General features: G+C 52.6%; 27 protein-coding genes. 17 read left to right on the forward strand and 10 right to left on the reverse strand.

Going from position 1 to position 26,063, the window contains the following annotated elements; translation table 11 throughout:
- Positions 1 to 5: 5 nt before the first annotated feature.
- The 4 genes from O3660_RS07950 to O3660_RS07965 all read right to left on the reverse strand — a co-directional run bounded on the left by O3660_RS07950 (position 6) and on the right by O3660_RS07965 (position 2,309).
- The gene (locus O3660_RS07950) at positions 6 to 611 is read right to left on the reverse strand and encodes a hypothetical protein (RefSeq protein WP_049352671.1); all 606 of its coding nucleotides are present in this window, start codon (positions 609 to 611) and stop codon (positions 6 to 8) included.
- A 67-nt stretch (positions 612 to 678) separates the two neighbouring features.
- Positions 679 to 1,290: a BON domain-containing protein gene (locus O3660_RS07955; RefSeq protein ID WP_049329280.1), complete on the reverse strand. Its 612-nt coding sequence runs from the start codon at positions 1,288 to 1,290 to the stop codon at positions 679 to 681.
- 73 nt (positions 1,291 to 1,363) lie between these two features.
- A complete protein-coding gene (locus O3660_RS07960) occupies positions 1,364 to 1,957 on the reverse strand; it encodes a phosphoheptose isomerase (protein WP_003680645.1) in 594 nt (197 codons plus the stop codon).
- A 4-nt stretch (positions 1,958 to 1,961) separates the two neighbouring features.
- Positions 1,962 to 2,309, reverse strand: a complete 348-nt coding sequence (locus O3660_RS07965) for a YraN family protein (protein WP_003680646.1) — start codon at positions 2,307 to 2,309, stop codon at positions 1,962 to 1,964.
- A 65-nt stretch (positions 2,310 to 2,374) separates the two neighbouring features.
- Between O3660_RS07965 and rsmI the strand changes: the two genes are divergently transcribed.
- On the forward strand, positions 2,375 to 3,253 hold the full coding sequence (gene rsmI / locus O3660_RS07970; RefSeq protein WP_049352673.1) for a 16S rRNA (cytidine(1402)-2'-O)-methyltransferase: 879 nt from the start codon (positions 2,375 to 2,377) through the stop codon (positions 3,251 to 3,253).
- A gap of 157 nt (positions 3,254 to 3,410) precedes the next feature.
- On the opposite strand, the gene O3660_RS07975 is transcribed toward rsmI, so the two are convergent.
- The 3 genes from O3660_RS07975 to O3660_RS07985 form a co-directional block, all read right to left on the reverse strand.
- A complete protein-coding gene (locus O3660_RS07975; RefSeq protein WP_049352675.1) occupies positions 3,411 to 4,220 on the reverse strand; it encodes an alpha/beta hydrolase in 810 nt (269 codons plus the stop codon).
- Positions 4,221 to 4,334: 114 nt separating this feature from the next.
- Complete coding sequence (locus O3660_RS07980; protein ID WP_049352679.1) at positions 4,335 to 5,324, reverse strand: peptidylprolyl isomerase; 990 nt, start codon at positions 5,322 to 5,324, stop codon at positions 4,335 to 4,337.
- A complete protein-coding gene (locus O3660_RS07985) occupies positions 5,321 to 7,720 on the reverse strand; it encodes an LPS-assembly protein LptD (RefSeq protein WP_371464809.1) in 2,400 nt (799 codons plus the stop codon). Before O3660_RS07985 ends, O3660_RS07980 begins: the two co-directional genes overlap by 4 nt.
- Positions 7,721 to 7,789: 69 nt before the next feature.
- On the opposite strand from O3660_RS07985, the gene amgK reads away from it, so the two are divergent.
- Both amgK and mnmG read left to right on the forward strand, forming a co-directional pair.
- Entirely contained in the window at positions 7,790 to 8,794 is a 1,005-nt protein-coding gene (amgK, locus tag O3660_RS07990; RefSeq protein ID WP_004520257.1) for an N-acetylmuramate/N-acetylglucosamine kinase AmgK, read from the forward strand.
- A gap of 82 nt (positions 8,795 to 8,876) precedes the next feature.
- Positions 8,877 to 10,772, forward strand: coding sequence for a tRNA uridine-5-carboxymethylaminomethyl(34) synthesis enzyme MnmG (gene mnmG, locus O3660_RS07995; RefSeq protein ID WP_049352684.1), 1,896 nt, complete (start codon positions 8,877 to 8,879; stop codon positions 10,770 to 10,772).
- A gap of 157 nt (positions 10,773 to 10,929) precedes the next feature.
- Here the strand turns inward: mnmG and O3660_RS08000 are convergent, their stop codons facing one another.
- The gene (locus O3660_RS08000; protein WP_049352686.1) at positions 10,930 to 11,517 is read right to left on the reverse strand and encodes a GNAT family N-acetyltransferase; all 588 of its coding nucleotides are present in this window, start codon (positions 11,515 to 11,517) and stop codon (positions 10,930 to 10,932) included.
- Between the two features lie 98 nt (positions 11,518 to 11,615).
- Positions 11,616 to 12,206, reverse strand: coding sequence for a 5-formyltetrahydrofolate cyclo-ligase (locus O3660_RS08005; RefSeq protein WP_049352688.1), 591 nt, complete (start codon positions 12,204 to 12,206; stop codon positions 11,616 to 11,618).
- A 78-nt stretch (positions 12,207 to 12,284) separates the two neighbouring features.
- On the opposite strand from O3660_RS08005, the gene O3660_RS08010 reads away from it, so the two are divergent.
- The 13 genes from O3660_RS08010 (at position 12,285) to O3660_RS08070 (ending at position 23,435) form a co-directional block, all read left to right on the forward strand.
- On the forward strand, positions 12,285 to 12,527 hold the full coding sequence (locus O3660_RS08010; RefSeq protein ID WP_049352691.1) for a hypothetical protein: 243 nt from the start codon (positions 12,285 to 12,287) through the stop codon (positions 12,525 to 12,527).
- Positions 12,528 to 12,703: 176 nt separating this feature from the next.
- Positions 12,704 to 13,432, forward strand: a complete 729-nt coding sequence (gene rpsB / locus O3660_RS08015) for a 30S ribosomal protein S2 (RefSeq protein ID WP_002230071.1) — start codon at positions 12,704 to 12,706, stop codon at positions 13,430 to 13,432.
- A gap of 123 nt (positions 13,433 to 13,555) precedes the next feature.
- Positions 13,556 to 14,410, forward strand: coding sequence for a translation elongation factor Ts (gene tsf / locus O3660_RS08020; protein WP_012779539.1), 855 nt, complete (start codon positions 13,556 to 13,558; stop codon positions 14,408 to 14,410).
- A 217-nt stretch (positions 14,411 to 14,627) separates the two neighbouring features.
- Positions 14,628 to 15,347 carry a UMP kinase gene (gene pyrH, locus O3660_RS08025; RefSeq protein WP_002243681.1) on the forward strand — a complete coding sequence of 240 codons (720 nt, stop codon included), beginning with the start codon at positions 14,628 to 14,630 and terminating at the stop codon, positions 15,345 to 15,347.
- A gap of 163 nt (positions 15,348 to 15,510) precedes the next feature.
- Positions 15,511 to 15,981 (forward strand): 23S rRNA (pseudouridine(1915)-N(3))-methyltransferase RlmH, encoded by a 471-nt coding sequence (gene rlmH, locus O3660_RS08030; protein ID WP_049352693.1) that lies wholly within the window; start codon positions 15,511 to 15,513, stop codon positions 15,979 to 15,981.
- A 170-nt stretch (positions 15,982 to 16,151) separates the two neighbouring features.
- Positions 16,152 to 16,793, forward strand: coding sequence for an orotate phosphoribosyltransferase (gene pyrE / locus O3660_RS08035; RefSeq protein ID WP_003682682.1), 642 nt, complete (start codon positions 16,152 to 16,154; stop codon positions 16,791 to 16,793).
- Positions 16,794 to 16,892: 99 nt separating this feature from the next.
- Complete coding sequence (locus O3660_RS08040) at positions 16,893 to 17,288, forward strand: MJ0042-type zinc finger domain-containing protein (RefSeq protein WP_039862294.1); 396 nt, start codon at positions 16,893 to 16,895, stop codon at positions 17,286 to 17,288.
- Positions 17,285 to 18,598 carry an amino-acid N-acetyltransferase gene (gene argA / locus O3660_RS08045; RefSeq protein WP_049352695.1) on the forward strand — a complete coding sequence of 438 codons (1,314 nt, stop codon included), beginning with the start codon at positions 17,285 to 17,287 and terminating at the stop codon, positions 18,596 to 18,598. Before O3660_RS08040 ends, argA begins: the two co-directional genes overlap by 4 nt.
- A gap of 45 nt (positions 18,599 to 18,643) precedes the next feature.
- On the forward strand, positions 18,644 to 19,423 hold the full coding sequence (locus tag O3660_RS08050; RefSeq protein ID WP_003684015.1) for an exodeoxyribonuclease III: 780 nt from the start codon (positions 18,644 to 18,646) through the stop codon (positions 19,421 to 19,423).
- Positions 19,410 to 19,754 (forward strand): hypothetical protein, encoded by a 345-nt coding sequence (locus O3660_RS08055; protein WP_003682692.1) that lies wholly within the window; start codon positions 19,410 to 19,412, stop codon positions 19,752 to 19,754. The genes O3660_RS08050 and O3660_RS08055 overlap by 14 nt, the downstream gene beginning before the upstream one ends.
- A 10-nt stretch (positions 19,755 to 19,764) precedes the next feature.
- Positions 19,765 to 20,298, forward strand: coding sequence for an alpha/beta hydrolase (locus tag O3660_RS08060; protein ID WP_049352696.1), 534 nt, complete (start codon positions 19,765 to 19,767; stop codon positions 20,296 to 20,298).
- Positions 20,299 to 20,457: 159 nt separating this feature from the next.
- Positions 20,458 to 22,569, forward strand: a complete 2,112-nt coding sequence (locus O3660_RS08065) for a TonB-dependent receptor (RefSeq protein ID WP_049352698.1) — start codon at positions 20,458 to 20,460, stop codon at positions 22,567 to 22,569.
- 170 nt (positions 22,570 to 22,739) lie between these two features.
- Entirely contained in the window at positions 22,740 to 23,435 is a 696-nt protein-coding gene (locus O3660_RS08070; protein ID WP_003683989.1) for a thiol:disulfide interchange protein DsbA/DsbL, read from the forward strand.
- Between the two features lie 166 nt (positions 23,436 to 23,601).
- Here the strand turns inward: O3660_RS08070 and ffh are convergent, their stop codons facing one another.
- The gene (ffh, locus tag O3660_RS08075; protein WP_004520277.1) at positions 23,602 to 24,972 is read right to left on the reverse strand and encodes a signal recognition particle protein; all 1,371 of its coding nucleotides are present in this window, start codon (positions 24,970 to 24,972) and stop codon (positions 23,602 to 23,604) included.
- A gap of 182 nt (positions 24,973 to 25,154) precedes the next feature.
- On the opposite strand from ffh, the gene O3660_RS08080 reads away from it, so the two are divergent.
- Positions 25,155 to 25,967: an inner membrane protein YpjD gene (locus tag O3660_RS08080; protein ID WP_003684009.1), complete on the forward strand. Its 813-nt coding sequence runs from the start codon at positions 25,155 to 25,157 to the stop codon at positions 25,965 to 25,967.
- Positions 25,968 to 26,063: the final 96 nt, after the last annotated feature.

Below are 26,063 nucleotides of genomic sequence, written 5' to 3' on the forward strand. Positions count from 1 at the left end.
TCTGTTTAAAACAGGTTGTCGAGATTGTCTTTATTGCGCGGTTTGGCTTGTGGTTTTGCCCCAGGCTCGGCTTTCGGAGTCGGTTTGGACTCGGGGGCTTTGGCTTTTTCCGGTTTGTTTTCTACCGCTTGTGCGGCAGGTTTGTTGCTTGCGGCTTTGTTTTCTACCGGCTGGCTGTCTGCTTTAGGTTTGTTTTGAGCGGCAGGGCTGCTGTTGTTGGATGGTGTGTTTTCTGATTTGTCGGCTTCAGTGCGTTTGTTTTCTGTGCGTTTGCCGCGGTGTGCAGCGGCGCGGTCGTTTTTTACACCTTCTTCCGCTTTTTCACCTTTTTCATTTTGTGGGACGACAGGATTGCCGGAGGCAGTTTTTGCGTCGCCGTCCTTGGCAGGCTGAACGGTTTCAGGTTCGACTGTGCCGTTGGGGCGCCAAACTTCAATGCGTGTGTCGGTTTGTTCGGCAGGGCTTTTTTCGGGTACGTCGGTTTTACCGGAGTGTAGGGTGCTGAATACGCCGGCAACAAGGGCTGCGACGGCGATAAAGCTGACAAGGAATAAAGCGCGGATTAGGTGTTTGGGCTTAAGTTGGAAAGGGGTTTTATTATTCTTGGACATGATGGGTCGGGTAATCGTTGGAGGAATGGCCGTCTGAATATTCAGACGGCCCCGGGTTGCCTGTGAATCAGTTGGCAACGTAGTTTTGATAGAGGGTCACGACTTTTTGTACGCCGACGGTCGTGCTGACTTTTTGGGTCACGCGGGCTTGTTCGTCAGGCGTGAGGATGCCCATCACATAGGTCACGTTGCCGTAAGTCACGATTTTGACGCGTGCTTGGGTGGCCGGGCTGAGGCCCAACAGGGAGGCGCGGACTTTGGATGTACCCCAAGTATCGTTGGTCACGTCGCCGAGCGAACGCGCTTGTGAGGCAACGGTGATGTAGTTGTACACGCCTTCTGCGGCTTGTTCGGAACGGGCGATGCGTTCAACAAATTGTTTTTCGCCTTCGGTAGCCACTTGGCCGAGCAGGAGCAGGTGGCGGTTGTAGCCGACAACGTTCAGTTTGGGTTTGTAGCCTTCGACTTGGTTGTTTTGGCGCAGGTAGGAGCGTGCGGTGGTTTCGACGCGCAGTGCCATAACGTTGTCGTCGGTTTGCGCGCCGGTGGTGCGGCGGTCGACGGCGGATTTGGTGCCGACGGCTGCACCGCCGATCAGTGCGCCGACGCAGCCGCTCAGACTCAGGCTTAAGAGGGTCGCAGTCAGAACGGGGAGGGCGTAGCGTTTGATATTCTTCATATCCTTTTCCTTGGGTATGGACGGTTGGGTGTTCAGACGGCCTTTAAGGGATGGGCCGTCTGAAAAGAAAGGGTTACATGCCTTCAAGCAGGACGGAGTCGATGCAGTCGCACATGGCGTGAATCAGCAAAATATGGTTTTCCTGAATGCGGGCAGTGCGCGGATAAGGGACGTTGAGCAAAACGTCAGTATCTTTGAGCATGGCGGCGATTTTTCCGCCGTCGCGGCCGGTCATGGCGATGACGTGCATGTCGCGTTCGTGTGCCGCTTTGATGGCTTCGATGACGTTGGCGGAATTGCCGGAAGTGGAGATGCCGACCAATACGTCGCCGGCACGTCCGAGCGCGCGCACTTGTTTGCTGAATACATGGTCGAAACCGTAGTCGTTGCCGATGGCGGTCAGGGCGGAAGTGTCTGTCGTCAGCGCGACAGCGGCCAATTCCATGCGTTCTTTTTCAAAACGGCCGGTCATTTCTGCGGCGAAGTGCTGCGCGTCGGCAGCCGAACCGCCGTTGCCGCAGGCCAGGATTTTGCCGTCGTTCATCAGGCATTGCAGCATCAGCTCGGCAGCCTGTACGGTCGGCTCGACCAGTACTTTTTCGGCTTCCTGCTTGGCGCGGATGCTCTCGGCAAAATGCGCGGAAACGCGTTCTTGTAATGTTGTCATGAGGTTAACCTGTAATATTTTGAATCCATTCGGGTTGGCCGTCGCCCTCAATCAGTACTGCATCCAGGCGGCAGGGCGCATGGTTTAACCCGTGCTTTTGCAGATAATACTCTACACTTCGTTGCAATTTCAATAATTTGGACGGAGAGATGCTGTATGCGGCACCACCGAAACCTCGGTTTTTGCGGTATTTTACTTCAACAAACACAATCGTACCGCCGTTTTTGACGATTAAATCGATTTCGCCGTAGGCGCAATGCCAGTTCCGCGCCAGCAGCGAGCAGCCTTTGCCCAGCAGGAATGCCAGCGCCGCATCTTCGGCCGCCGCCCCCTGTTTGTGGTTTAAGCGCATGAAAAGTTTACCCGTTATATAATCATTGTTTTTAAAGAGACGCCGTTTCAGACGGCCTTGAATCTATGTACACAAAACACCTGCAAAAAGCCGTCGACAGCATCGAAAAACAGACATTATACGTTGTCGCCACACCCATCGGCAATTTAGCCGACATAACGCTGCGCGCACTGGCTGTTCTGCAAAAGGCCGATATTATCTGCGCCGAGGACACCCGTGTTACCGCCCAGCTTTTGAGTGCGTACGGCATTCAGGGCAAACTCGTGAGCGTGCGCGAACACAACGAGCAGCAAATGGCCGATAAAATCATCGCCCATCTTTCAGACGGCCTGAGCGTCGCCCAAGTTTCGGATGCGGGCACGCCTGCGGTTTGCGATCCCGGTGCGAAACTTGCCGCCCGCGTGCGCGAAGCCGGATTTAAAGTGGTGCCTGTGGTCGGCGCAAGCGCGGTCATGGGGGCATTGAGCGTGGCAGGTGTGACGGAATCCGATTTTTATTTCAACGGTTTCCTGCCGCCTAAGGCCGGCGAACGTCAAAAGCTGTTGGCCAAATGGGCGGAAGCCGATTTTCCGATTGTGATGTTTGAAACGCCGCACCGCATCGAGGCAAGCCTTGCGGATATGGCCGCGCAGTTCCCCGAACGCCGTTTGACTTTGGCGCGCGAAATCACCAAAACGTTTGAAACCTTTCTCAGCGGCACGGTTACCGAAATCCAAGCCGCCCTTAAAAACGACAGCAATCAAACGCGTGGCGAGATGGTACTGGTGTTGCACCCTGCGGTGAAAGAGAAACACAGCGATTTGCCCGAGGCGGCGCAAAATACCATGAAAATCCTTGTGGCCGAGTTGCCGACCAAACAAGCCGCCGAGCTTGCCGCCAAGATTACCGGCGAGAATAAAAAGGCGCTATATGATTTGGCTTTGGAATGGAAAAAGCAGGGATAATGGCTGATTGGCAAACCGTATATCAAAGGCCGTCTGAACAATAGATTTCAGACGGCCTTTTTATAATTGGATCTTAGAGGGTTTAAAATTGATCCAATAGGTTCAATACGCTTCTAAGTTTGCGTTTCAGACGGCCTCGATGTTTGGCAAACCTGCTTCAACGCTGCCATGCGTTGCGCAAATATTCGATGCAGTCGGTCAGGGCGTAAAACGGGGCGTTGCCGTGATTGGCGTTGGGGTAGAGGGTGAAGCGGACATCTGCGCCGAGGTGGTGCAAAGTGCCGGCAAGGATTTTGGCTTGTGCGACCATGCCGCGGCTGGTTTGGTCGGGACGGTTGTTTCTGCCTTCATGCTCGCCTGCGCCGAGGCGGATGCCGATTCCTTGCGGCAAAGTGTCGGGCAGCCAATCAAGTACGCGGCGGTCTTGCCACCAGATAGACGGCGAAACCAGCAAATAATGGCGGAATCGTTCGGGACGGGTGAACAGGGAATAGAGGCCGTACAGTGCGCCGAACGAATGGCCGAAGATGGCTTGGTTTTGGGTATCGATGCGGTATTTGCTGTCGAGCAGGGCGGAGAGTTCGTCATCGATAAAGCGGCTGAAGCGGTCGGCTTGGCCGTATTGTTTGCGTTCGGATTCGGGCGCGCTGTCGGGCAGCGGCGGCGTGTAGTCGAGTGCGCGTTGGCTTAAGTCGCGGATGGTGCCGCCGGTGTAGCCGATACCGACAATCAGACAGGCGGCATGGCTTTTGGTGATGGGGTTGATGAGCAGGGATTGCGCCATATTGAGGATGGCGGGGAAAAAGGCATCTCCGTCAAGAATATACAGCACGGGATAGCCGCCAGCCGGACGCTCGCCGAGTACCGCGGCTTGAATGCGGTAGGTGCGGCCGGTGTGGGCGGAGGTAACGGAGGTTTCTTCGGCTTGCAGCAGGGTGGCGGTTTGCCAGTTGGGACAGATGGGCATGATGGGGTGCTTTAATCAATGGGTTGCGTGAGGAAAAGGAGAAAAGGCCGTCTGAACAATGGATTTCAGACGGCCTTATTGTACGGATTTCTGCCTTTTTAACAATACGCGCGATTAGCGTACGTCAACGTATGAGCTGCTGTGCAGTTCGCGCAGGAGGTTGGTGGTCGCCTGTTGTGCTTTTTGTTGGGACAGGTATTGGCGGACGGCGTTTTGTTGGCGCTCTTCAGGCGTACCTGCTTCGCGGACGTCGTTCAGCTTGATGATGTGCCAGCCGAATTGGGTGCGGACAGGGGCGCTGATTTGGCCGGGTTTGAGTTTGTGGACGGCTTCTTCAAACGGGGCAACCATCATGCCGTCGGCAAACCAGCCCAAATCGCCGCCATTGCCGGCGCTGCTGTCTTGCGAGTATTGGCGTGCCAAACCGCCGAAATCTGCGCCGCTGCGGGCTTGTGAGTAGATTTTGCGGATGGTGCTTTCTGCGCCGACGGCGGCATTGTCGTTGTCGGCTTTAATGAGGATGTGTTGGGCATGGTATTGGCGCACAGGGTCTGCTTCAGGCAGGGTTACGCCTTGTTGTTTGGCCTGCTCGATGTAGCGTGCCACTTCGGAGTCGCTCACGCGGCTGTTTTGCATGATGGCTTGTTGGCGCACTTTTTCAACAATAATGCTGTCGGCGATGTCTTGACGGACGGCGGCAGACGGATTTTTGATGTTGGGGTTGTGCGCGATAACGGCTTCGATTTCGCTATCGGTCGCTTGGATGTTGCGGCGTTTGCCTGCTTGGAGGATCAGGGATTGGTTGATCATTTGTGCCAAAACTTGTTGGCGCAGCTCGTTGGCGTCCATTTGTGTGCCTTTAGGCATGGTTTGACGCGCTTGCGCTACGGCTTGTGCTACTTGGCGGTGGGTAATGACTTCGTTGTCGACAACCGCGGCAATGCCGTCTGAAAGATGTACGCCGCTTTGTACGGCAGGCATGGTGGTGGCGCTGACGACTGGGGTTTTGTTGGCACGCGCTTTGGTCGCTTTGGCTTTAGGGGCGGCGTGTGCGCCTACTGCGAGAGTGAGTGTGGCGACGAGAATCAGGGGTTTGAAGTTCATTGTTTGACTACCTCGTTGGTTTTGCTGTAACCGGGGATGGCTAAGCGGAGTTTTTCGAATGGGTTGTTGCCGATATTGCTCAAGTCTTTGAGTTGGAGGTTGAAGAATACGGCGTTTTTGTGGCTGTTTTCGCCGGTAACATAGCGTTGGCCGACCAAGCTTGCGCTCCAGCAGCCACAGTTGCTTTTGTATTCTGCACCGATGAGCATTTCCAGCGGTTTTTTGGCTTCGATTTCGTAGTTGTAACGAGCAACGGCGTACAGGTTTTTACTCAACGGCCATTGGGCGGCAAGGTCGACTTGGCTGAGCCTGTCGTAGAAATAGTCGCCGTTGGCTTGCAGATAGATGCGCTCGTTGCGTCCGTATTTATAGCGCGCGCTTAAGACTTTGCCAGGTTCGGGGTTGTAGGCAATCCCTGCGGCGTAGCTTTCGGCACGGCTTTGGTTTTGGTTGTAGTGGATGTCCAAGTCGATGCGGATGCTCGGGGTAATGTTGCCGTGTGCAAAGGCTACCCAGTCGGATTGGCTGCGCGGATAACGGCTGACGCTGCCGTCAGGCAGGACGTTGTCGTTTTTGAAGTAGAATTTCTGGCCGATACCTGCACGGAAGAGTTCCGCACCGGTGTTGGGGTTGAGGATACGGCTTTGTGTGGCCAGCGTCAGGCTGTTGGCCGAATTGATGCGGTCGTGGCCCGAATACAGGTTTTCGCGGAACAGCTGCGAGTAGGTAAAGCTGTTTTCGGAGCTGTCGAAATTAGGCAGGTCGTTTTGGGACTTGGTCGGAATGTAGTTGTAAAACAGGCGCGGTTCGAGTGTTTGCAGGTATTTACCGCCGAATAGACGGGCCCTGCGCTCGAAGGTCAGGCCGCTGTCGACGTTGATAATCGGCAGGACGCGGCTGACATTGCGGCCGCTTTGACCGTTGAAACTGTTGAGGCTGTAATAAGTGGCATGTACGCCGACTTTAGGCCGGATGTAGCCCCATTGGTTGTGGAAATCCCATTTGACGCTCGGGTAGAGTACTACGCGGCTGCCGTCTTGCTTGGTGTCGTGGTCAAAGCGGGTGAATTGGCCTAATACGTTAAGCTGAGCCTTGCCGATATGGCTTTGCCAACGGCCGGTCAGACGGGGCATGATGGCATAAGGCTCGTCTTTATAACCGTCTTGGTTGGCCAGCGTTTGATATTTTTGTACGCGCAACGAGCCGTCGAAGCTGCCGCCCAACAGTTTTTCGCTGTAATTGAGCCATGCCTGACGGTCGAGGTTGACGTTGCGCGCGATGTCTTCGCGGCCGTAGAAGTCGCGGTAGTAATCGTCGTCAGAAACTTGGTTGTAGTTGATGCCGCCGCTGATTTTGCTGTTCAGCTGCTGCTGGTGTTTCCATTTGAACTGATAGCGGTTGTTGTGGACGCTTTTTTGGTCGTTCGGCATCCAGTCGCCATCGACTTCGCCGCTGTAATTCGGTTGCAGATAACGGACTTGGCCGCCCAGTTGCACGCCGCGTTTGCTGATGATGCCCGGACGGATGGTGGCATCCAAATTCGGCGCAAGGTTGAAGTAGTAGGGCAGGCTCAGCTCAAGGCCGTCTGAACCTGTGGCAATGGTCGGAACGAGCAGGCCGCTTTTGCGGTTGCCATTGATGGGGAAGTCCGCCCAAGGCGTGTAGAGGACGGATACGCCGCCGAATACGAGCGAAGCGTGTTTGGCCACGCCGATACCAGTCGATTCATCGGCCTCAATGCTTTGCGCTTGGATATACCAGCTGGCATCGCCGGGCGAACAGGTGTTGAATTTGGTATTGATGAGTTTGTAGAGGCCTTTGCCTTTGAGTTCGGCTTTTTCGCTGACACTTTGAAGGCGGCGGCCGCCTTGTTCGGTATTGAGGCGCACGGCAGTGCCGGAACCGGTTTGGTCTTTGAGGTTGTAAACCAATTGGTCGCCGGATACGGTCGAACCGTTTTGATATAGGGTAAAGCGGTCGCCGGCGGTAACGGTATCGGTGGCTTGGTCGTATTGCGCCCAATCGGCGTTGAGAACGTCGGCATTGCGCTCAACGATGACGTCGCCTTCGGCACGGACGCCGACTTGGGTCTGACCTTCTATTTTATCGGCGTTGACGCGGGTGTAATCGGCAGGCAGGGCAGGCTCGCCGCTGCGTTTGATTTCGGCGGTTTCGGCCAGCTTGGCATCTTCGTGGTCGCAAAACAGGCAAGTGCTGCCCAAAGAAAGCGGATCGGCTTCGCTTTGGCTGGTTTTTGCCGGTTTGGATGCGGAGGTGTGGGCAGGGGTATAGTCTTCCGCCTGCGGAACAGAAGCATCTTCCGCGCGCACGGCTGTTGCGCCAAAGCCCATAATTAAGGCGAGTACCAAGGGTTTGAGTGAAAATAAACGAGCCAAAATCGCCCCTTAAATCGGTTTGCCAGTTAGAATAGCGGTTATTGTAACCTGAAATTCTGCGATACCGCTATGCAACGACAAACCGAATTACAAAACTGGCTGGAGTCTGTTTACCCGAACCAGCCGTTCGAATTGAGCTTTGCGGCAGCCGATGCCGACTTCCGCCGCTATTTCCGCGCGACGTTTTCAGACGGCCAGACCGTTATCTGTATGGACGCGCCTCCTGAGAAGATGAGTGTTGCGCCGTATTTGAAAGTGCAAAAACTGTTTAACATGGTCAATGTACCGCAAGTGCTTCATGTGGATGAAGCGTTGGGCTTTATGGTATTGAACGATTTGGGCAATACCACATTCCTGACCGCCATGAATCAGGAAAACAGCGAAACCGCCCATAAAGCCCTGCTGCTCGAAGCCATTGACGAACTGATCGAACTGCAAAAGGCCAGCCAGCCCGGCAAACTGCCGGAATACGACCGCGAAGTCATGCTGCGCGAGATTAACTTGTTCCCCGAATGGTTTGTGGCTAAAGAATTGGGCCGTGAGCTGACCTTCAAACAACGCCAGTTGTGGCAGCAAACTGTTGATACGCTGTTGCCGCCCCTGTTGGCGCAGCCCAAAGTGTATGTTCATCGCGACTTTATTGTCCGCAACTTAATGTTGGCGAAAGGCCGTCCGGGCGTGTTGGACTTCCAAGACGCGCTTTACGGCCCGATTTCCTATGATTTGGTGTCGCTGTTGCGCGATGCATTTATCGAATGGGAAGAAGAATTTGTATTGGACTTGGTTATCCGTTACTGGGAAAAAGCACGCGCCGCCCAGCTGCCTGTGCCTGCCGAGTTTGACGAGTTCTACCGCTGGTTTGAATGGATGGGTGTACAACGCCATTTGAAAGTGGCCGGTATTTTTGCCCGCCTGTACTACCGCGACGGCAAAGACAAATACCGTCCTGAAATTCCGCGCTTCTTGAACTACTTGCGCCGCGTATCCCGCCGTTACAACGATTTGGCGCCGCTGTATGCGTTGCTGGTCGAATTGGTCGGCGATGACGAATTGGAAACAGGCTATACCTTTTAAGCTTGGTTTTAAGATTTGATTCCACTTTTCAGACGGCCTGATCAACAAAAGGCCGTCTGAAACCTTTACAGAACACATAAAAATGACTTACATGATTTACCCCAAAACCTACGACGTGATTGTCGTCGGTGGCGGCCATGCCGGTACCGAAGCCGCGCTTGCCGCCGCACGCATGGGCGCGCAGACGCTTTTGCTCACACACAACATCGAAACGCTCGGACAAATGTCGTGCAACCCCTCCATCGGCGGTATCGGCAAAGGCCACCTCGTGCGCGAACTCGACGCATTGGGCGGCGCAATGGCGCTGGCCACCGACAAATCCGGCATCCAGTTCCGCCGCTTGAATGCCAGCAAAGGCGCGGCAGTGCGAGCCACGCGCGCGCAGGCCGACCGTATCCTATATAAAGCCGCCATCCGCGAAATGTTGGAAAACCAAGAAAACCTCGACCTTTTCCAACAAGCCGTCGAAGACGTCACACTCGACGGAGAACGCATCAGTGGCGTGGTTACCGCGATGGGCGTGGAGTTTAAAGCACGCGCCGTCGTGTTGACCGCCGGCACGTTTTTGTCCGGCAAAATCCATATCGGTTTGGAAAATTACGAAGGCGGCCGCGCCGGCGACCCCGCCGCCAAATCCTTGGGCGGCCGTTTACGCGAATTGAACCTGCCACAAGGCCGTCTGAAAACCGGCACGCCGCCGCGCATCGACGGCCGCACGATTGATTTCTCCCAGCTCACCGAACAGCCCGGCGACACGCCCGTGCCCGTCTTTTCCGTGCGCGGCAACGCCGATATGCACCCGCGCCAAGTGTCCTGCTGGATTACGCATACCAATTTGAAAACACACGAAATTATCCGCAGCGGCTTCGACCGCAGCCCCATGTTCACCGGCAAAATCGAAGGCGTCGGCCCGCGCTACTGCCCGTCTATCGAAGACAAAATCAACCGCTTCGCCGACAAAGACAGCCACCAGATTTTCCTCGAACCCGAAGGCCTGACCACTAACGAATACTACCCCAACGGTATCTCCACCAGCCTGCCGTTCGACATCCAAATCGCGCTCGTGCGCAGCATGAAAGGCCTGGAAAACGCCCATATCCTGCGCCCCGGCTACGCCATCGAATACGACTACTTTGACCCGCGCAACCTCAAGGCCAGCCTCGAAACCAAAACCATCCAAGGCCTCTTCTTCGCCGGACAAATCAACGGCACGACTGGCTACGAAGAAGCCGCCGCGCAAGGCCTGCTCGCAGGTGCGAACGCCGTGCAATACGTCCGCGAACAAGACCCGCTCCTGCTCCGCCGCGAACAAGCCTATCTCGGCGTATTGGTGGACGACCTCATCACCAAAGGCGTGAACGAGCCTTACCGAATGTTCACCAGCCGCGCCGAATACCGTCTGCAACTCAGAGAAGACAACGCCGACATGCGCCTGACCGAAGACGGCTACAAAATCGGCTTGGTGGGCGAAGCGCAATGGCGCATGTTCAACGAAAAACGCGAAGCCATCGAACGCGAAATCCAACGTTTGAAAACAATGTGGTACACGCCGCAAAAACTCGCCGAAGAAGAGCAGCTGCGCGTATTCGGCCAAAAACTCAGCCGCGAAGCCAACCTGCACGACCTCCTGCGCCGCCCGAACCTCGACTACGCCGCGCTGATGACCCTGCCCGACGCACAACCTGAAACCGCACTTGCCGACAGCGTGGTCGAACAAGTCGAAATCCAAGTCAAATACCAAGGCTATATCGACCGCCAAAACGAAGAAATCGACAGCCGCCGCGACATCGAAACCTTAAAGCTGCCCGAGGATATCGATTACAGCAAAGTCAAAGGTTTGTCGGCAGAAGTGCAACAAAAGCTCAACCAGCACAAACCCGAAACCGTCGGCCAAGCCAGCCGCATTTCCGGCGTAACCCCTGCCGCCGTCGCATTGTTGATGGTGCATTTGAAACGCGGATTTAAAGATGCGAAGTAAGGGTTAATCCGAATAAAGGCCGTCTGAAACTTTCAGACGGCCTTTATTTATCAGGGGATTGACGGTGTTGCACCTTATTTCATTAATTTTTTAAAGAGTTCGGATTGTCAGCAAGATGGGCGTGTTTTGATGAAAAAATGAAGAAGAAAACGTTTTTTCAGGATGCGTCATAAGCTGCCGCTTTTTTGAGCAGTTTTGCCCTTGCCTGCGGCCATTCCTCACGCAGCAGGCTGTATTCGACCGTATCGCGCACGCTACCGTCTTTCCGCAGCTTGTGGCAGCGCAAGATGCCGTCTTGGTGTGCGCCCAAGCGTTCGATGGCGCGTTGGGAGGCGGTGTTGAGGTTGTCGGTCTGCCAGCAGGCGCAGCGGCAGTTTAAAGTGTCGAAAACGTAGTCGAGCAACATGATTTTGCAGGCGGTATTGATGTGCGTGCGCTGTGCCGACAGGGCATACCATGTGAAACCGATGTAGAGGCGTGGGATGGCGGGGTCGATGTGGTAAAGCGAAGTCGAGCCGACAATTTTTCCCGTGTCTTCGTCGATGACGGCAAAGGCGAGACGGGTTTGCATAGCAGTGCGGATATAGTCCGCCACTTGCTCGGGTTCGGGCGCGGTGGTTACATTGAGCTTCCAGACTTCACCGTCGCAAACTGCTTCGCGCAAACCGGCTTCGTGTGCCGTTGTTAAAGGTTCGAGACGGACGCGGTCGAAGGATAAAACGGGAGTGGATGAAAAATCAGTCATGGGGGTTTCTTCTTTTGTATTTGATGGTTTGAGTTTTCAGACGACCATTTATAGTGTCTTAACGGACGGCATCTCTGAGGTCGTCTGAAAGCTATTGATTAATGATGTTTGAACATCAGCACGCCCGACTCCGATACAAACCCGTCCAGCGGCAGGTCGTGGGGTTCGGTCGGCAGTGTGTCGGTCAGTTGGCAGCCAAAGCCTACGCCCAGGGTTTGGGTTTGTAGGCGGTATTTCATGGCGGAGAGGGTGGCGTCGTAATAGCCGCCGGCTTGTCCGAGGCGGTAGCCGCGTTTGTCGATGCCGACGATGGGAACCAGCAGCAGGCTGAGTTGGTGGACGCGGATTTTTTTGCCGGTAAATTGGGGAACGCTCAATTTGGCGCGGCCGCGTTTGCGTTCTTGTTTGGTGCCGTCGGCAGGGTAGGGGGTAAACCACATCCGCCGCGTGTTCGGTTCGATATAGGGTAGGTAGAGTTTTGCGCCGCGTTTTTGTGCGGCACGGACAAAGCCATCCAGTCGCAATTCCTTGCCTATCGGCCAATACACGCCAATTTTCCGTCCTTTTTTGATGTAGGGTTTGAGCAGGCGGCTGATGGTTTCGGTGGAGGCGTTTCGCTCGTCTGCGCTCATTTGGGCGCGTGCGCGGCGGAACTGTTTGCGTAATGTCGATTTGTCGGGATTCCTCATTTTCAGACGGCCTTTCGGGATTGCGGTAGAATGTTGCGATTATAACGATTTTGTTAACATTCAAACAGGACGCACACAATGTGGCATATTGTCGCCATCGGCTATCTTTTTGTCGCCGTGATGTTTTCCGCCGCGCAGCCGAGTATTGCGCGCGCGTTGATTTATTTGGTTTTTTGGGCAGTGTTGCCCACTGTGTTCACGGTCTTCGTCGTGACCATCCGTCGCCGCAACCGCCGGATGAAACGGCAGGAACAGGCGGAGTTTGAAGCGGCCCGCCAAAAGGCGGTACAGACGGATGGAAAACAGGACAGAAAGGTATAAAATCCCTTTTCAGACGGCCTCTTATCCGCTATAATCCGTCAGTTTTCCATTTCGGAAACATGCTTTTATTTTTAAAACTTATGCCCACTTTCGCCGAAGGGTGCTTGACAATAGGCGCCGCCTATCAAGTTCTATGCGATTGAATGTGTGCTCTTTAACCCTTTCAAGGAAATAACATGTCTCAAATTACTATGCGTCAGATGATTGAAGCCGGTGTTCACTTCGGTCACCAAACCCGTTTCTGGAACCCGAAAATGGCTCAATACATTTTCGGTGCGCGCAACAAAATCCATATCGTAAACTTGGAAAAAACCCTGCCGATGTTCCAAGAGGCGCAAGAAGCCGTACGTCGTCTGGTTGCCAACAAAGGTACAGTATTGTTCGTAGGTACCAAACGCCAAGCCCGCGACATCATCCGCGAAGAAGCTACCCGTGCCGGTATGCCTTTCGTTGATTACCGCTGGTTGGGTGGTATGCTGACTAACTACAAAACCGTTAAGCAATCCATCAAACGCCTGGAAGAAAAAACTGCTGCTCTGGAAAACGCTGCCGAAGGCGGTTTCAACAAAAAAGAAATTCTGGAAATGCAACGCGACGTTGAAAAACTGGAACGTTCTTTGGGCGGTATCAAAAACATGAAAGGCCTGCCTGACGCGATTTTCGTTATCGATACCGGCTACCAAAAAGGTACTTTGGTTGAAGCTGAAAAACTGGGCATCCCTGTTATCGCCGTAGTCGATACCAACAACAGCCCTGACGGCGTGAAATACGTTATCCCTGGTAACGATGACTCCGCTAAAGCTATCCGCCTGTACTGCCGCGGCATCGCCGACGCAGTTTTGGAAGGCAAAAACCAAGCGCTGCAAGAAACTGTAGCTGCTGCCCAAGAAGCTGCTGCCGAGTAATTCGGTACACAGAAGAGGGGCGTTATGCCCCTTTTCTCAAATCCCGTTCTGAAATCCGTTTCAGACGGCCACTATTTCCAAACACGGCAATCGCCGTGTTCCCAAAAATCTAGGAGATTCAAAATGGCAGAAATTACTGCAAAAATGGTTGCCGACCTGCGCGCCGCTACCGGCCTGGGCATGATGGAATGCAAAAAAGCCTTGGTTGAAGCTGAAGGCAACTTCGACAAAGCCGAAGAAATCCTGCGTATTAAATCTGGTGCGAAAGCCGGTAAACTGGCTGGCCGTACTGCTGCCGAAGGCGTATTGGCTTACGCGATCAACGGCAATGTCGGCGCATTGGTTGAAGTAAACTGCGAAACCGACTTTGTTGCTAAAGATGCCGGTTTCGTAGAATTTGCCAACTTCGTTGCTAAAACTGCTGCCGAGAAAAAACCGGCTTCTGTTGAAGAACTGAGCGAACTGGTTGAGGCAGAACGCAAAGCCATCATCGCTAAATTGGGCGAGAACATGTCTGTTCGCCGCTTCCAAGTGATCGACACTGCCAACCAACTGGTTGCCTACATCCACGGTGCTTTGGCTACCGAAGGCGTATTGGTTGAGTTCAAAGGCTCTGAAGACGTAGCACGCAAAATCGGTATGCACATCGTTGCCGCTAAACCACAATGCGTAAGCGAAGCCGAAGTAGATGCTGAAACCGTTGAAAAAGAACGCCACATCTACACCGAACAAGCGATCGCTTCCGGCAAACCTGCCGACATCGCCGCTAAAATGGTTGAAGGCCGTATCCGCAAATTCTTGGCTGAAATCACTCTGAACGGCCAAGCATTCGTGATGAACCCTGACCAAACTGTTGCCCAATTCGCTAAAGAAAACGGCACTGAAGTGGTTAGCTTCGTACGCTACAAAGTAGGCGACGGTATCGAGAAAGCCGTTGTTGACTACGCAGCCGAAGTTGCTGCCGCTGCTAAAGTGTAAGGCACTTATGAAAAAGAAAGCACCTAGATTCCAAACGAATCAGGGTGCTTTTTTTTGAGAAAACCGTTTACGGTACCTATTTTAAGACGACCGAATATTCAGGCCGTCTGAAAACAAAACAATAATAGAACGACACACCATATCATTGTAATCCGACCGTTTGAAATTCAGACGGCCCAAACTCCGACCGACGACATTCAAGAAAGCAAGGTATCCCATGACACAGCAAATCAAATACAAACGCGTATTACTGAAACTCTCCGGCGAATCCCTGATGGGTTCTGATCCGTTCGGTATCAATCACGATACCATCGTTCAAACTGTCGGCGAAATTGCCGAAGTCGTTAAAATGGGCGTGCAAGTCGGTATCGTTGTCGGCGGCGGTAACATTTTCCGCGGCGTATCTGCACAAGCAGGCAGCATGGACCGCGCCACTGCCGACTACATGGGCATGATGGCAACTGTAATGAACGCGTTGGCACTTAAAGACGCATTTGAAACTTTGGGCATCAAAGCGCGCGTACAATCCGCACTGTCTATGCAGCAAATCGCTGAAACTTACGCCCGTCCTAAAGCCATTCAATATTTGGAAGAAGGCAAAGTCGTGATTTTTGCCGCCGGTACCGGTAACCCATTCTTCACGACCGATACTGCCGCCGCATTGCGCGGTGCGGAAATGAACTGCGACGTGATGCTCAAAGCCACCAACGTTGACGGCGTGTACACCGCAGATCCGAAAAAAGATCCATCTGCAACACGCTACGAAACCATTACTTTTGACGAAGCCTTGTTGAAAAACCTCAAAGTGATGGATGCCACCGCTTTCGCCCTCTGCCGAGAACGCAAGCTCAATATCGTGGTATTCGGCATTGCTAAAGAAGGCTCGCTCAAACGCGTGGTAACCGGCGAAAACGAAGGTACACTGGTTCACTGCTAATCATTGAAAGGCCGTCTGAAACAGCCGAACGGGATACATTCGGCTTTCAGACGGCCTTTTATTTTCAGTCGGTTGAGGTGGGTATTGGCTCATGGTTTGAAAAGGTTAAGAACTTGCTTGACCATAATCCCCAACCGACAATTCGATAACAAAAGGATACTCCATGAATATCACCGTCTTGGCTGTCGGCACGAAAATGCCGCGTTGGGTGGATGAAGCCGTCAGCGAGTACGCCAAACGCTTCGGGCGCGATGTCAATTATGCGCTGAAAGAAATCAAGCCAGAGAAACGCGGCGCGGGTGTGAATGCGGCTCAGGGTATGACGGCTGAAGAAAAACGCCTGTTGGAAGCTATACCGCAGGGCGCGTTTTTGGTGGTATTGGACGAGCGCGGCAAAGCGCCGACTTCGGTCGAATTGGCGCAACATTTGAAAAGCTGGCAGCAAAACGGCGAACACGTCTGCTTTATTATCGGCGGCGCAGACGGCATGACCGACCGATTGAAACAGCAGGCAAACATGATGATGCGCCTTTCCAGCCTGACCTTGGCGCACGGCATGGTGCGCGTTTTATTGACCGAGCAGCTTTATCGCGCCGTTTCGATTTTGCACAACCATCCGTATCATCGGGAATAATCCTTTTTGATTGCAGGGATAAGACGGCAATGCCGCCTTGTCGGTTTGAAAGGGAATAGGGCAAGTCGGTTTAAAGCGGGGTTGAACCTGTTTTCAGACGGCCTGATTTTTCCGCATGAATCCTTTATAATCGTTTCTTTGATAAATCAACATCTTTCGGGAGAACCCAAATGTCCGATTTCCGTCAAGACTTCCTCAAATTCGCTTTGGCACAAAACGTGTTGAAATTCGGCGAATTTACGACCAAGGCCGGCCGTCAGTCGCCTTATTTTTTCAATGCCGGTTTGTTCAATGACGGCGCATCGACTTTGCAGCTGGCGAAGTTTTACGCCGAGGCCATTATTGCCAGCGGCGTGAAGTTCGATATGCTGTTCGGCCCAGCCTATAAAGGCATTATTTTGGCGGCGGCAACAGCGATGATGTTGGCGGAAAAAGGCGTGAACGTGCCTTTTGCCTACAACCGCAAAGAAGCCAAAGACCACGGCGAGGGCGGTGTGTTAGTGGGTGCGCCTTTGAAAGGCCGCGTGCTGATTATCGATGATGTGATTTCCGCCGGTACATCCGTGCGCGAGTCAGTCAAACTGATTGAGGCCGAAGGCGCAACGCCTGCCGCAGTGGCCATTGCGCTCGACCGCATGGAAAAAGGCACGGGCGAATTGTCGGCGGTGCAGGAAGTCGAAAAACAATACGGCCTGCCGGTGGTTTCGATTGCCAATTTGAACGATTTGTTCACGCTCTTGCAAAACAATGCCGAATTTGGAGGCTTTTTCGAGCCGGTCAAAGCCTATCGCGAACGTTACGGCGCGGTTTAAACCATAACATCATGCTCAGGTCGTCTGAAACAGTTTTCAGACGGCCTGAAACATTGGCTAAAATATATTTTTGATTCAATACACTTACGGAAAATACTCATGCCTGCTTGTTCTTGTCCTCATTGTAAAACACCGCATTGGGTGAAAGATGCTCAGTTGAACGTGGCGCAGGGTTTCGTGGTCTGCACGCGTTGTTCGGGGATGTTTAAGGCCAAGGATTATCTGTCGGGCAACCTGCCGGCCGATCCGGCCCATCTGCCTGTGGCGGTAACGGATGTGCGCCTCGTGCATAACATCGGCGCGCAAATCCTCAAACATTCCAAACTCTCGCGCAAAGAAATTTCCGATTTGCTCAATAGTGCACTCAAGGAAGAGCCTAAGGCGGAAGAGCAGGCGGCGGTCAAAACGCGCAAGGACGGTTTCAACTGGACTTTGGCATCGCTGATTGCGCTGACGGTTTTGATTATGCAACTCTTTTATCTTGCCCTGCTATGAGTGCCATCGCCCATTTTGTCGCCAGCTTTCGTGAGGCCGCGCCCTATATCCAATATTTGCGCGGCAAAACCATGGTGGTCGGTGTGACCGACAGCCTGTTGGAAGGCGAAACCTTGATTCGTTTGGCCACAGATTTGAATCTGTTGGCCAGCTTGGGCTTGCGTTTGGTCTTGGTGCACGGTTCGCGGCATTTGCTCGACAAATTGGCTTCGGGTCGGAATTTTGTTCCGAAATACAGCGGCAGCCGACGGATTACCGATGAAGCGACTTTGATGGAAGTGAAGCAGGTGGCGGGGATTATTCGCAGCGATGTCGAAGCTGCCTTGTTCAGCAGCGTATCCGCACCGCAACGGAGTAAGCCGCCGGTTATCGCGTGTGGCAACTTTATTACCGCCCGTCCGTTGGGCGTTATCGACGGTGTGGACATGGGCTATACCGGTACCGTCCGCAAAATCGACGCGGAAGAAATCCGTTTGCGTTTGGATGGCGGCGCGGTGGTGCTTATCAGTCCTTTGGGACATTCGTACAGCGGTAAAACCTTCAATCTGAGTATGTGCGAAACCGCTCAGGAAGTGGCCATGGCTTTGCAGGCGGAGAAACTGGTTTTCTTGACCGAAGAAGCCGGTATCCGCCGTGCCGACGGCTCGTTGGCCAATACTTTGTCTGTCGGCGAAGTGCAGGAACTGATACACGACAATCCCGATGCGCCGGCCGATTTGCTGCATGCGGCGGTAGGCGCGTTGGAAAACGGCGTATCGCGGGTGCAGATTCTCAACGGCCGTGAAGACGGCAGCCTGCTGCGCGAGCTGTTTACCCGCGAGGGCAGCGGTACATCTATTGCGCGTGAGCCGTTTGTTTCCATCCGTCAAGCACGCAGCGACGACATCCCGCACATCATTGCCTTAATCCGTCCGCTGGCAGAACAAGGCATCTTGTTACACCGCAGCCGAGAGTATTTGGAAAACCATATTTCCAGTTTTTCCGTATTGGAACACGATCAAAACATTTACGGCTGTGTGGCGTTGAAAACCTTTACCGAACCGGACTGCGGCGAATTGGCCTGTTTGGTAGTATCGCCCGAAGCGCGCGATGGCGGCTACGGCGAATTGCTGTTGGAACATCTGTTTCAAAAAGCGCGTGCCTTAAATATCAAAACGCTTTTCGCCTTATCCACACATACGGGCGAATGGTTTGTCGAACGGGGCTTTCAGACGGCCTCAGCCGATGACCTGCCTGCTGAACGCCGGCAGGAATACAATGCCAACGGTCGCAATTCCAAAGTATTTGTTTATGACTTGCAGGCCGTCTGAAAACCTCAATCCTATTATCCGTTTTTAAAAAATTACTCAAATCTTATGTTGAAAATCATCTCTGCCAACGTCAACGGCATCCGCTCCGCCTATAAAAAAGGTTTTTATGAATACATCGCCGCTTCCGGTGCCGATATTGTCTGCGTGCAGGAACTGAAAGCTCAAGAAGCCGACCTGTCAGACGATATGAAGAATCCGCACGGTATGCACGGCTACTGGCATTGCGCCGAAAAGCGCGGTTACAGCGGCGTGGCGGTGTACAGCAAACGCAAACCCGACAATGTGCAAATCGGCATGGGCATTGAGGAATTTGACAGGGAAGGCCGTTTTGTCCGTTGCGATTTCGGCAAGTTGTCGGTAATTTCGCTGTATCTGCCCAGCGGCAGCAGTGCGGAAGAGCGCCAACAAGTGAAATACCGCTTTTTGGACGCGTTCTATCCCATGCTCGAAGCCATGAAAAACGAAGGACGCGACATCGTCGTCTGCGGCGACTGGAATATTGCCCACCAAAACATCGACTTGAAAAACTGGAAGGGTAATCAGAAAAATTCGGGCTTCTTGCCTGAAGAGCGCGAATGGATAGGCAAAGTCATCCATAAGCTCGGTTGGACGGATATGTGGCGCACACTTTATCCCGATGTGCCGGGCTATACCTGGTGGAGCAACCGCGGACAAGCGTATGCGAAAGATGTCGGGTGGCGTATCGATTATCAGATGGTTACGCCGGAGTTGGCCGCCAAAGCCGTTTCCGCACATGTTTATAAAGACGAAAAATTCTCGGATCACGCCCCTTTAGTTGTGGAGTATGACTATGTTGCCGAATAAGGTTTTGGGTAAATATGATTGGAATATAAACGGCAAAACCGGCGTAGGCGCGGCGTGGGTCGTGGCGGCATTTGTGCTGCCTATGCTGGTGTGGGCAGTGTTTATGCTGGCGCGGATGTCCGGCTGGGTTGCGCCGACCAAGGCCAATCCGACTTGGGCGTTGGTATGGCTGCTGTTTTCCCTGCCTTGCCTGCTGATTGCGGCCAAATGCTTTGCTTGGAAGGGCTGGCGGCTGGTTGCCAACATCGTACTTTGTCTGGCGACTTGTGCCATCCTCAGCGTGCCTGCCGCATTGCTGATTGCATTTACACTCAACGACTTGCTCAAATAGGCCGTTTGAAATGCAGAGCTTCGAACTCGAAGAAATGGCACTGTTTCTGATACGCGATGCGGATGAAGCGGAAATGTGGATAGACCGCTGGGCGGTCAGCTATCCGATTGTTCAAACTGCCGAAGCCGATAGTCGGCAAACCATTTCCGAATGGCAACACGCCATTCAGACGGCCTTCGACCATATCGTCAGCAGAAATATTGCCGTCGTGGCTCATGGTGCCGGCGTGTCCGCATTTTTAGCATGGCTGTATCAAGCCGACATCATGACGCAAAAACGCCTGACCAATATTATTTTGGTCTCGCCGCGTCCAGAAGCTTTTCCCGAGGACGAAATCCATACATTCCAGCGTGTCCGCTGCCCTTGCCGTACAGCGTTGGTTATCGCCGAAAAAAACGGCACGCCACGCGATTGGGCGCAAGAACAGGCCGACCGCTGGCATGCACGCCTGCTTCAATCGCCGCATTCCGGCCAGTTGAACGGTGCACTCGGTGGCTGGCAATGGGGCATGAAGCTGATGCAGGAAATGCTGTTGAGTAAGTAGTTTGAAGTGTCTATTAATAAACAAAGGCCGTCTGAAACCGATATGTATTTCAGACGGCCTTTGTTTACAAATATCATGTTAAATATAATTAAAAGAAACTATTCTCATTTCTTTTTTGAAGCAATATAATTCGGTTGTTTCGTTAAATTGAGTATAAAAATGCAAATACCATTTCATTTGGCTTTATTACCCACGCTGATTATCGCTTCCTTCCCTGTTGCTGCCGCCGATACGCAGGACAATGGTGAACATTACACCGCTACTTTGCCCACTGTTTCTGTGGTCGGACAGTCCGATACCAGCGTACTCAAAGGCTACATCAACTATGACGAAGCCGCCGTTACCCGCAACGGACAGCTCATTAAAGAAACGCCGCAAACCGTCGATACGCTCAATATCCAGAAAAACAAAAATTACGGCACAAACGATTTGAGTTCCATCCTTGAAGGCAATGCCGGCATTGACGCCGCTTACGATATGCGCGGCGAAAGCATTTTCCTGCGCGGCTTTCAAGCCGACGCATCCGATATTTACCGTGACGGTGTGCGCGAAAGTGGGCAGGTGCGCCGTAGTACTGCCAACATCGAGCGCGTGGAAATCCTGAAAGGTCCGTCTTCCGTGCTTTACGGACGCACCAACGGCGGCGGCGTCATCAACATGGTCAGCAAATACGCCAACTTCAAACAAAGCCGCAGCATCGGTGCGGTTTATGGCTCGTGGGCAAACCGCAGCCTGAATATGGACATCAACGAAGTGCTGAACAAAAACGTCGCCATCCGCCTCACCGGCGAAGTCGGGCGCGCCAATTCGTTCCGCAGCGGCATAGACAGCAAAAACGTCATGGTTTCGCCCAGCATTACCGTCAAACTCGACAACGGCTTGAAATGGACGGGGCAATACACCTACGACAATGTGGAGCGCACGCCCGACCGCAGTCCGACCAAGTCCGTGTACGACCGCTTCGGACTGCCTTACCGCATGGGTTTCGCCCACCCGAACGATTTTGTCAAAGACAAGCTGCAAGTCTGGCGTTCCGACCTCGAATACGCCTTCAACGACAAATGGCGCGCCCAATGGCAGCTCGCCCACCGCACGGCGGCGCAGGATTTCGACCATTTCTATGCAGGCAGCGAAAACGGCAGCCTAATCAAGCGCAACTACGCCTGGCAGCAGACCGACAACAAAACCCTGTCGTCCAACTTCACGCTCAACGGCGACTACCACATCGGCCGTTTTGAAAACCACCTGACCATAGGCTTGGATTACAGCCGCGAACACCGCAACCCGACATTGGGTTTCAGCCGCGCCTTTACAGCCTCCATCAACCCCTACGACCGCGCAAGCTGGCCGGCTTCGGGCAGGCTGCAACCCGTCCTCACCCAAAACCGCCACAAAGCCGACTCCTACGGCATTTTCGTGCAAAACATCTTCTCCGCCACGCCCGACTTGAAATTCGTCCTCGGCGGCCGTTACGACAAATACACCTTTAATTCCGAAAACAAACTCACCGGCAGCAGCCGCCAATACAGCGGCCACTCGTTCAGCCCCAACATCGGCGCAGTGTGGAACGTAACGCCCGCTCACACGCTCTACGCCTCGTATAACAAAGGCTTCGCGCCTTATGGCGGACGCGGCGGCTATTTGAGTATCGACACTTCGTCTGCCGCCGTGTTCAACGCCGACCCCGAGTACACCCGCCAATACGAAACCGGCATCAAAAGCAGTTGGCTGGACGACCGCCTCAGCACCACATTGTCCGCCTACCAAATCGAACGCTTCAATATCCGCTACCGCCCCGACGCGCAAAATGATCCCTACACTTGGGCAGTCGGCGGCAAACACCGTTCGCGCGGCGTGGAGTTGTCCGCCATCGGACAAATCATCCCCAAAAAACTCTACCTGCGCGGATCGTTGGGCGTGATGCAGGCGAAAGTGGTTGAAGACAAGGAAAATCCAAACCGTGTGGGCATCCATTTGGAAAACACCAGCAACGTTACCGGCAACCTGTTTTTCCGTTACACGCCGACCGAAAACCTCTACGGCGAAATCGGCGTAACCGGTACGGGCAAACGCTACGGCTACGATTCAAGAAATAAAGAAGTCACCACGCTTCCAGGCTTTGCCCGAGTTGATGCCATGCTCGGCTGGAACCATAAAAATGTTAACGTTACCTTTGCCGCTGCCAATCTGCTCAATCAAAAATATTGGCGTTCGGGCTCTATGCCGGGTAATCCGCGTGGCTATACTGCTCGGGTAAATTACCGTTTCTGATGAAATCAGGCAAAGGCCGTCTGAAAATAAGGCTAATTATCCAAGCCATATTTCAGACGGCCTTTATAAAGGCTGAAATAAAACTAAACATATTTTTTCACTCAAATTGAACACGCCTTCAACAAAATGCCATAAAATCCGCACATTGATTTGAATGTAAAGAGATACCTATGAAATTGAAAACCTTAGCTTTGACTTCATTGACCCTGTTGGCATTGGCCGCTTGCGGCAAACAGGCTGAAACCAGCGTTCCGGCAGACAGCGCCCAAAGCAGCGCATCCGCTCCGGCAGCGCCAGCCCCATTGACCGAAGGCGTGAACTACACTGTATTGTCTACGCCTATTCCGCAACAACAGGCCGGCAAAGTCGAAGTATTGGAATTCTTCGGCTACTTCTGCCCGCATTGCGCCCATTTGGAGCCGGTTTTGAGTGAGCACACCAAAACGTTCAAAGACGATACCTACCTGCGTCGCGAGCATGTGATTTGGGGCGACGAAATGAAACCTTTGGCACGTTTGGCCGCTGCAGTGGAAATGGCTGGCGAATCAGATAAAGCCAACAGCCATATTTTCGATGCAATGGTTAATCAAAAAATCAATCTGGCCGATACCGATACCCTGAAAAAATGGTTGTCAGAGCAAACTGCATTTGATGGCAAAAAAGTATTGGCTGCATTTGAAGCTCCTGAAAGCCAAGCGCGTGCAGCTCAAATGGAAGAGTTAACCAATAAATTCCAAATCAGTGGCACACCGACCGTTATCGTCGGCGGCAAATACCAAGTCGAATTTAAAGACTGGCAGTCCGGCATGACCACGATTGATCAGTTGGTGGACAAAGTACGCGAAGAGCAGAAAAAGCCGCAATAAGTTGAAGGTTGAATAAGCAAAGGCCGTCTGAAAATAGGATTTCAGACGGCCTTTTATATTAGACGTTATAGAATAGATGGTTGCTAAAGCCTCATGGTTTTAAATCAGAATGCAAAACCAAAACGCCGTCTGAAACTTTTCAGACGGCGTTTTCTGTCAAATCGGCTTACAAACCCGGGAACATGCCTTTCATTCCCTTCATGCCTTTGGCCAAACGCATCAGTTTGCCCAAACCGTTGCCGCTGAACATCTTCATCATTTGTTGCATTTGTTCAAATTGTTTGAGCAATTTATTCACTTCCTGCACGGTTGTGCCCGCACCCATTGCAATACGGCGTTTGCGGCTGGCTTTGAGCAGGGCAGGGTTGGCGCGTTCTTTAGGGGTCATCGAGTTGATGATGGCTTCTACTTTGCCCATCGCTTTTTCAGCCGTGCCTTCGGGGATTTGTTTCGATATTTGACCCAGTTCGCCCGGCATTTTCGACATCAGGTTTTCCAAGCCGCCCATATTGCGCATCTGCTGGATTTGTTCTTTAAAGTCGTTGAGGTCGAAGCCCTTGCCTTTTTGCAGCTTTTTCGCCATTTTGGCGGCGGCTTCTTCATCAATGCCTTTTTGAACGTCTTCAATCAGGGTCAATACGTCGCCCATGCCGAGGATACGGCTGGCAAGACGGTCGGGGTGGAAAGGTTCGAGGCCGTTGATTTTCTCGCCGACACCAATAAATTTAATTGGTTTGCCGGTCACATGGCGTACGGACAATGCCGCACCGCCGCGCGAGTCGCCGTCCATCTTGGTCAATACGACACCGGTCAGCGGTAGGGCTTCATTAAATGCCTGAGCGGTATTTACCGCATCCTGACCCAGCATGGCATCAATAACGAACAAAGTTTCAACCGGGTTGACCGCCGCATGAAGCGCTTTGATTTCGTTCATCATCTCTTCATCGATTGCCAAACGGCCGGCGGTATCGACCATCAAGACATCGTAAAAATGTTTTTTGGCGTAATCGACGGCGGCAGTTGCAATTTCAACCGGTTTTTGGTTGGTATCGGATGGAAAAAAGTCCACGCCGACCTGTTCGGCCAACAGACGCAGCTGTTCAATCGCGGCAGGGCGGTAAACGTCGGCAGATACCACCAAGACTTTTTTCTTCTGATCGTTTTTCAGCAGGCGGGCGAGTTTGCCGACAGTTGTTGTCTTACCGGCACCCTGCAAACCGGCCATCAAAACGATGGCAGGCGGTGAAACCGATAAATCCAGCGTTTTGTTTTCCTTGCCCATTAATTCGATTAAGGCTTGGTTGACCACGCCGATAAAGGCTTGGTCAGGCGTCAGGCTGCCGACGACTTCTTGGCCAAGGGCCTGTTCTTTGACTGTATTGACGAATTCTTTAACGACGGGCAATGCAACGTCGGCTTCCAGCAGGGCAAGACGAACCTCGCGCAAGGCTTCTTTGATATTGTCTTCGGTCAGCGTTGATTGGCCGCGAATATTTTTAAGTACCTTGCTGAAGCGGTTGGTCAGGTTGTCTAACATACTTATCCTTGATAATGATAATAGCTGCCCAATACAGGGCATTCTTTGTTAAAATAAAATTCGGATTATTTTACACGATAGTCCGAAGTTATGCTTCAAGAACACAAACAAGCACAGCAAGGCCGTCTGAAACCCTGCCGGGTGTCCGTCAAGTGTTTACATGTCTATTGAGAAAGATATTTATGCCGATTGTCTTAATCTGCCTTATGCTGGTGTATGCCGGATTAGGCGCATTTTCCTGGTTGCAACATAAAAAGCACAATAATAAGTCTTACCCGCTGAAAACCGAGCTGCTGATTTTGAGTGGCGCATTATTGGTACATGGCGCAGCATTGATGTTCCCGGTATTGCAGGATAGGGTATTGATTACCGGTTTTGGCTATTCGCTCAGTCTGATAGTTTGGCTGATGCTGATGATGTACTGCCTGGGCAGCTTCTTTTATTGTCTGCGCGGGGTACAGCTCTTATTGTATCCTTGTGCCGCATTGACTTTATTGTTGGGTTTCCTTTTCCCGGGGGATTTTTCAGGCCGTCAAATCGTAGACTTATTGCCGCTGTCGCACATCGCATCATCATTGCTCGCATACGGATTATTTGGCATCGTTACCTTATTTGCTATCCTGATCCTTTTGCTCGACCGCAATCTGCACAAACGCCGTTTTTCCGCATTGGTCAGCTTCTTACCGCCATTATTGAGTCTGGAAAAACTTATGTTCCAAGGTATGTGGGCAGGCTTCGTTTTATTGACCTATTCCGTAATCAGCGGTACGTTTTTTGCAGAAACTGTTTTCGGCAAGCCGATGACCTTCACGCATAAAACCATCTTCAGTATTATGTCGTGGCTGATTTATGGTGCATTATTGCTGAAACACAGTATGACCGCATGGCGCGGCAAGAAAGCCGCCGTTTGGACTATTGTCGGATTTGTCAGTCTGATTTTTGCCTATGTAGGCAGTAAATTTGTCCTAGAAATTGTCCTTCAACGTATTGGATAAATAGAAATCATGTAAACAGGCCGTCTGAAAGAGCAATTCAGACGGCCTTTGTTTTGTATTTTTTTTGTATGTTTGGATAGTGTAGAAAGGTTGTTG

It is taken from the genome of Neisseria sp. 27098_8_139, assembly GCF_041433195.1.
GTDB lineage: Bacteria > Pseudomonadota > Gammaproteobacteria > Burkholderiales > Neisseriaceae > Neisseria > Neisseria subflava.

Bases quoted from the DNA above. Each gene is read 5' to 3' on its own strand.
- O3660_RS08040 (WP_039862294.1), top strand. From the start codon at position 16,893: ATGCCTGCTTGTTCTTGTCCTCATTGTAAAACACCGCATTGGGTGAAA.
- O3660_RS08080 (WP_003684009.1), top strand. From the start codon at position 25,155: ATGCCGATTGTCTTAATCTGCCTTATGCTGGTGTATGCCGGATTAGGC.
- rsmI (WP_049352673.1), top strand. From the start codon at position 2,375: ATGTACACAAAACACCTGCAAAAAGCCGTCGACAGCATCGAAAAACAG.
- rpsB (WP_002230071.1), top strand. From the start codon at position 12,704: ATGTCTCAAATTACTATGCGTCAGATGATTGAAGCCGGTGTTCACTTC.
- O3660_RS08005 (WP_049352688.1), bottom strand. From the start codon at position 12,206: ATGAGGAATCCCGACAAATCGACATTACGCAAACAGTTCCGCCGCGCA.
- O3660_RS07980 (WP_049352679.1), bottom strand. From the start codon at position 5,324: ATGAACTTCAAACCCCTGATTCTCGTCGCCACACTCACTCTCGCAGTA.
- pyrH (WP_002243681.1), top strand. From the start codon at position 14,628: ATGACACAGCAAATCAAATACAAACGCGTATTACTGAAACTCTCCGGC.
- mnmG (WP_049352684.1), top strand. From the start codon at position 8,877: ATGACTTACATGATTTACCCCAAAACCTACGACGTGATTGTCGTCGGT.
- O3660_RS07955 (WP_049329280.1), bottom strand. From the start codon at position 1,290: ATGAAGAATATCAAACGCTACGCCCTCCCCGTTCTGACTGCGACCCTC.
- argA (WP_049352695.1), top strand. From the start codon at position 17,285: ATGAGTGCCATCGCCCATTTTGTCGCCAGCTTTCGTGAGGCCGCGCCC.
- O3660_RS08010 (WP_049352691.1), top strand. From the start codon at position 12,285: ATGTGGCATATTGTCGCCATCGGCTATCTTTTTGTCGCCGTGATGTTT.
- O3660_RS08070 (WP_003683989.1), top strand. From the start codon at position 22,740: ATGAAATTGAAAACCTTAGCTTTGACTTCATTGACCCTGTTGGCATTG.
- tsf (WP_012779539.1), top strand. From the start codon at position 13,556: ATGGCAGAAATTACTGCAAAAATGGTTGCCGACCTGCGCGCCGCTACC.
- O3660_RS08055 (WP_003682692.1), top strand. From the start codon at position 19,410: ATGTTGCCGAATAAGGTTTTGGGTAAATATGATTGGAATATAAACGGC.
- O3660_RS08060 (WP_049352696.1), top strand. From the start codon at position 19,765: ATGCAGAGCTTCGAACTCGAAGAAATGGCACTGTTTCTGATACGCGAT.
- ffh (WP_004520277.1), bottom strand. From the start codon at position 24,972: ATGTTAGACAACCTGACCAACCGCTTCAGCAAGGTACTTAAAAATATT.
- pyrE (WP_003682682.1), top strand. From the start codon at position 16,152: ATGTCCGATTTCCGTCAAGACTTCCTCAAATTCGCTTTGGCACAAAAC.
- amgK (WP_004520257.1), top strand. From the start codon at position 7,790: ATGCAACGACAAACCGAATTACAAAACTGGCTGGAGTCTGTTTACCCG.
- O3660_RS07950 (WP_049352671.1), bottom strand. From the start codon at position 611: ATGTCCAAGAATAATAAAACCCCTTTCCAACTTAAGCCCAAACACCTA.
- rlmH (WP_049352693.1), top strand. From the start codon at position 15,511: ATGAATATCACCGTCTTGGCTGTCGGCACGAAAATGCCGCGTTGGGTG.
- O3660_RS07965 (WP_003680646.1), bottom strand. From the start codon at position 2,309: ATGCGCTTAAACCACAAACAGGGGGCGGCGGCCGAAGATGCGGCGCTG.
- O3660_RS07975 (WP_049352675.1), bottom strand. From the start codon at position 4,220: ATGCCCATCTGTCCCAACTGGCAAACCGCCACCCTGCTGCAAGCCGAA.
- O3660_RS08050 (WP_003684015.1), top strand. From the start codon at position 18,644: ATGTTGAAAATCATCTCTGCCAACGTCAACGGCATCCGCTCCGCCTAT.
- O3660_RS08065 (WP_049352698.1), top strand. From the start codon at position 20,458: ATGCAAATACCATTTCATTTGGCTTTATTACCCACGCTGATTATCGCT.
- O3660_RS07960 (WP_003680645.1), bottom strand. From the start codon at position 1,957: ATGACAACATTACAAGAACGCGTTTCCGCGCATTTTGCCGAGAGCATC.
- O3660_RS08000 (WP_049352686.1), bottom strand. From the start codon at position 11,517: ATGACTGATTTTTCATCCACTCCCGTTTTATCCTTCGACCGCGTCCGT.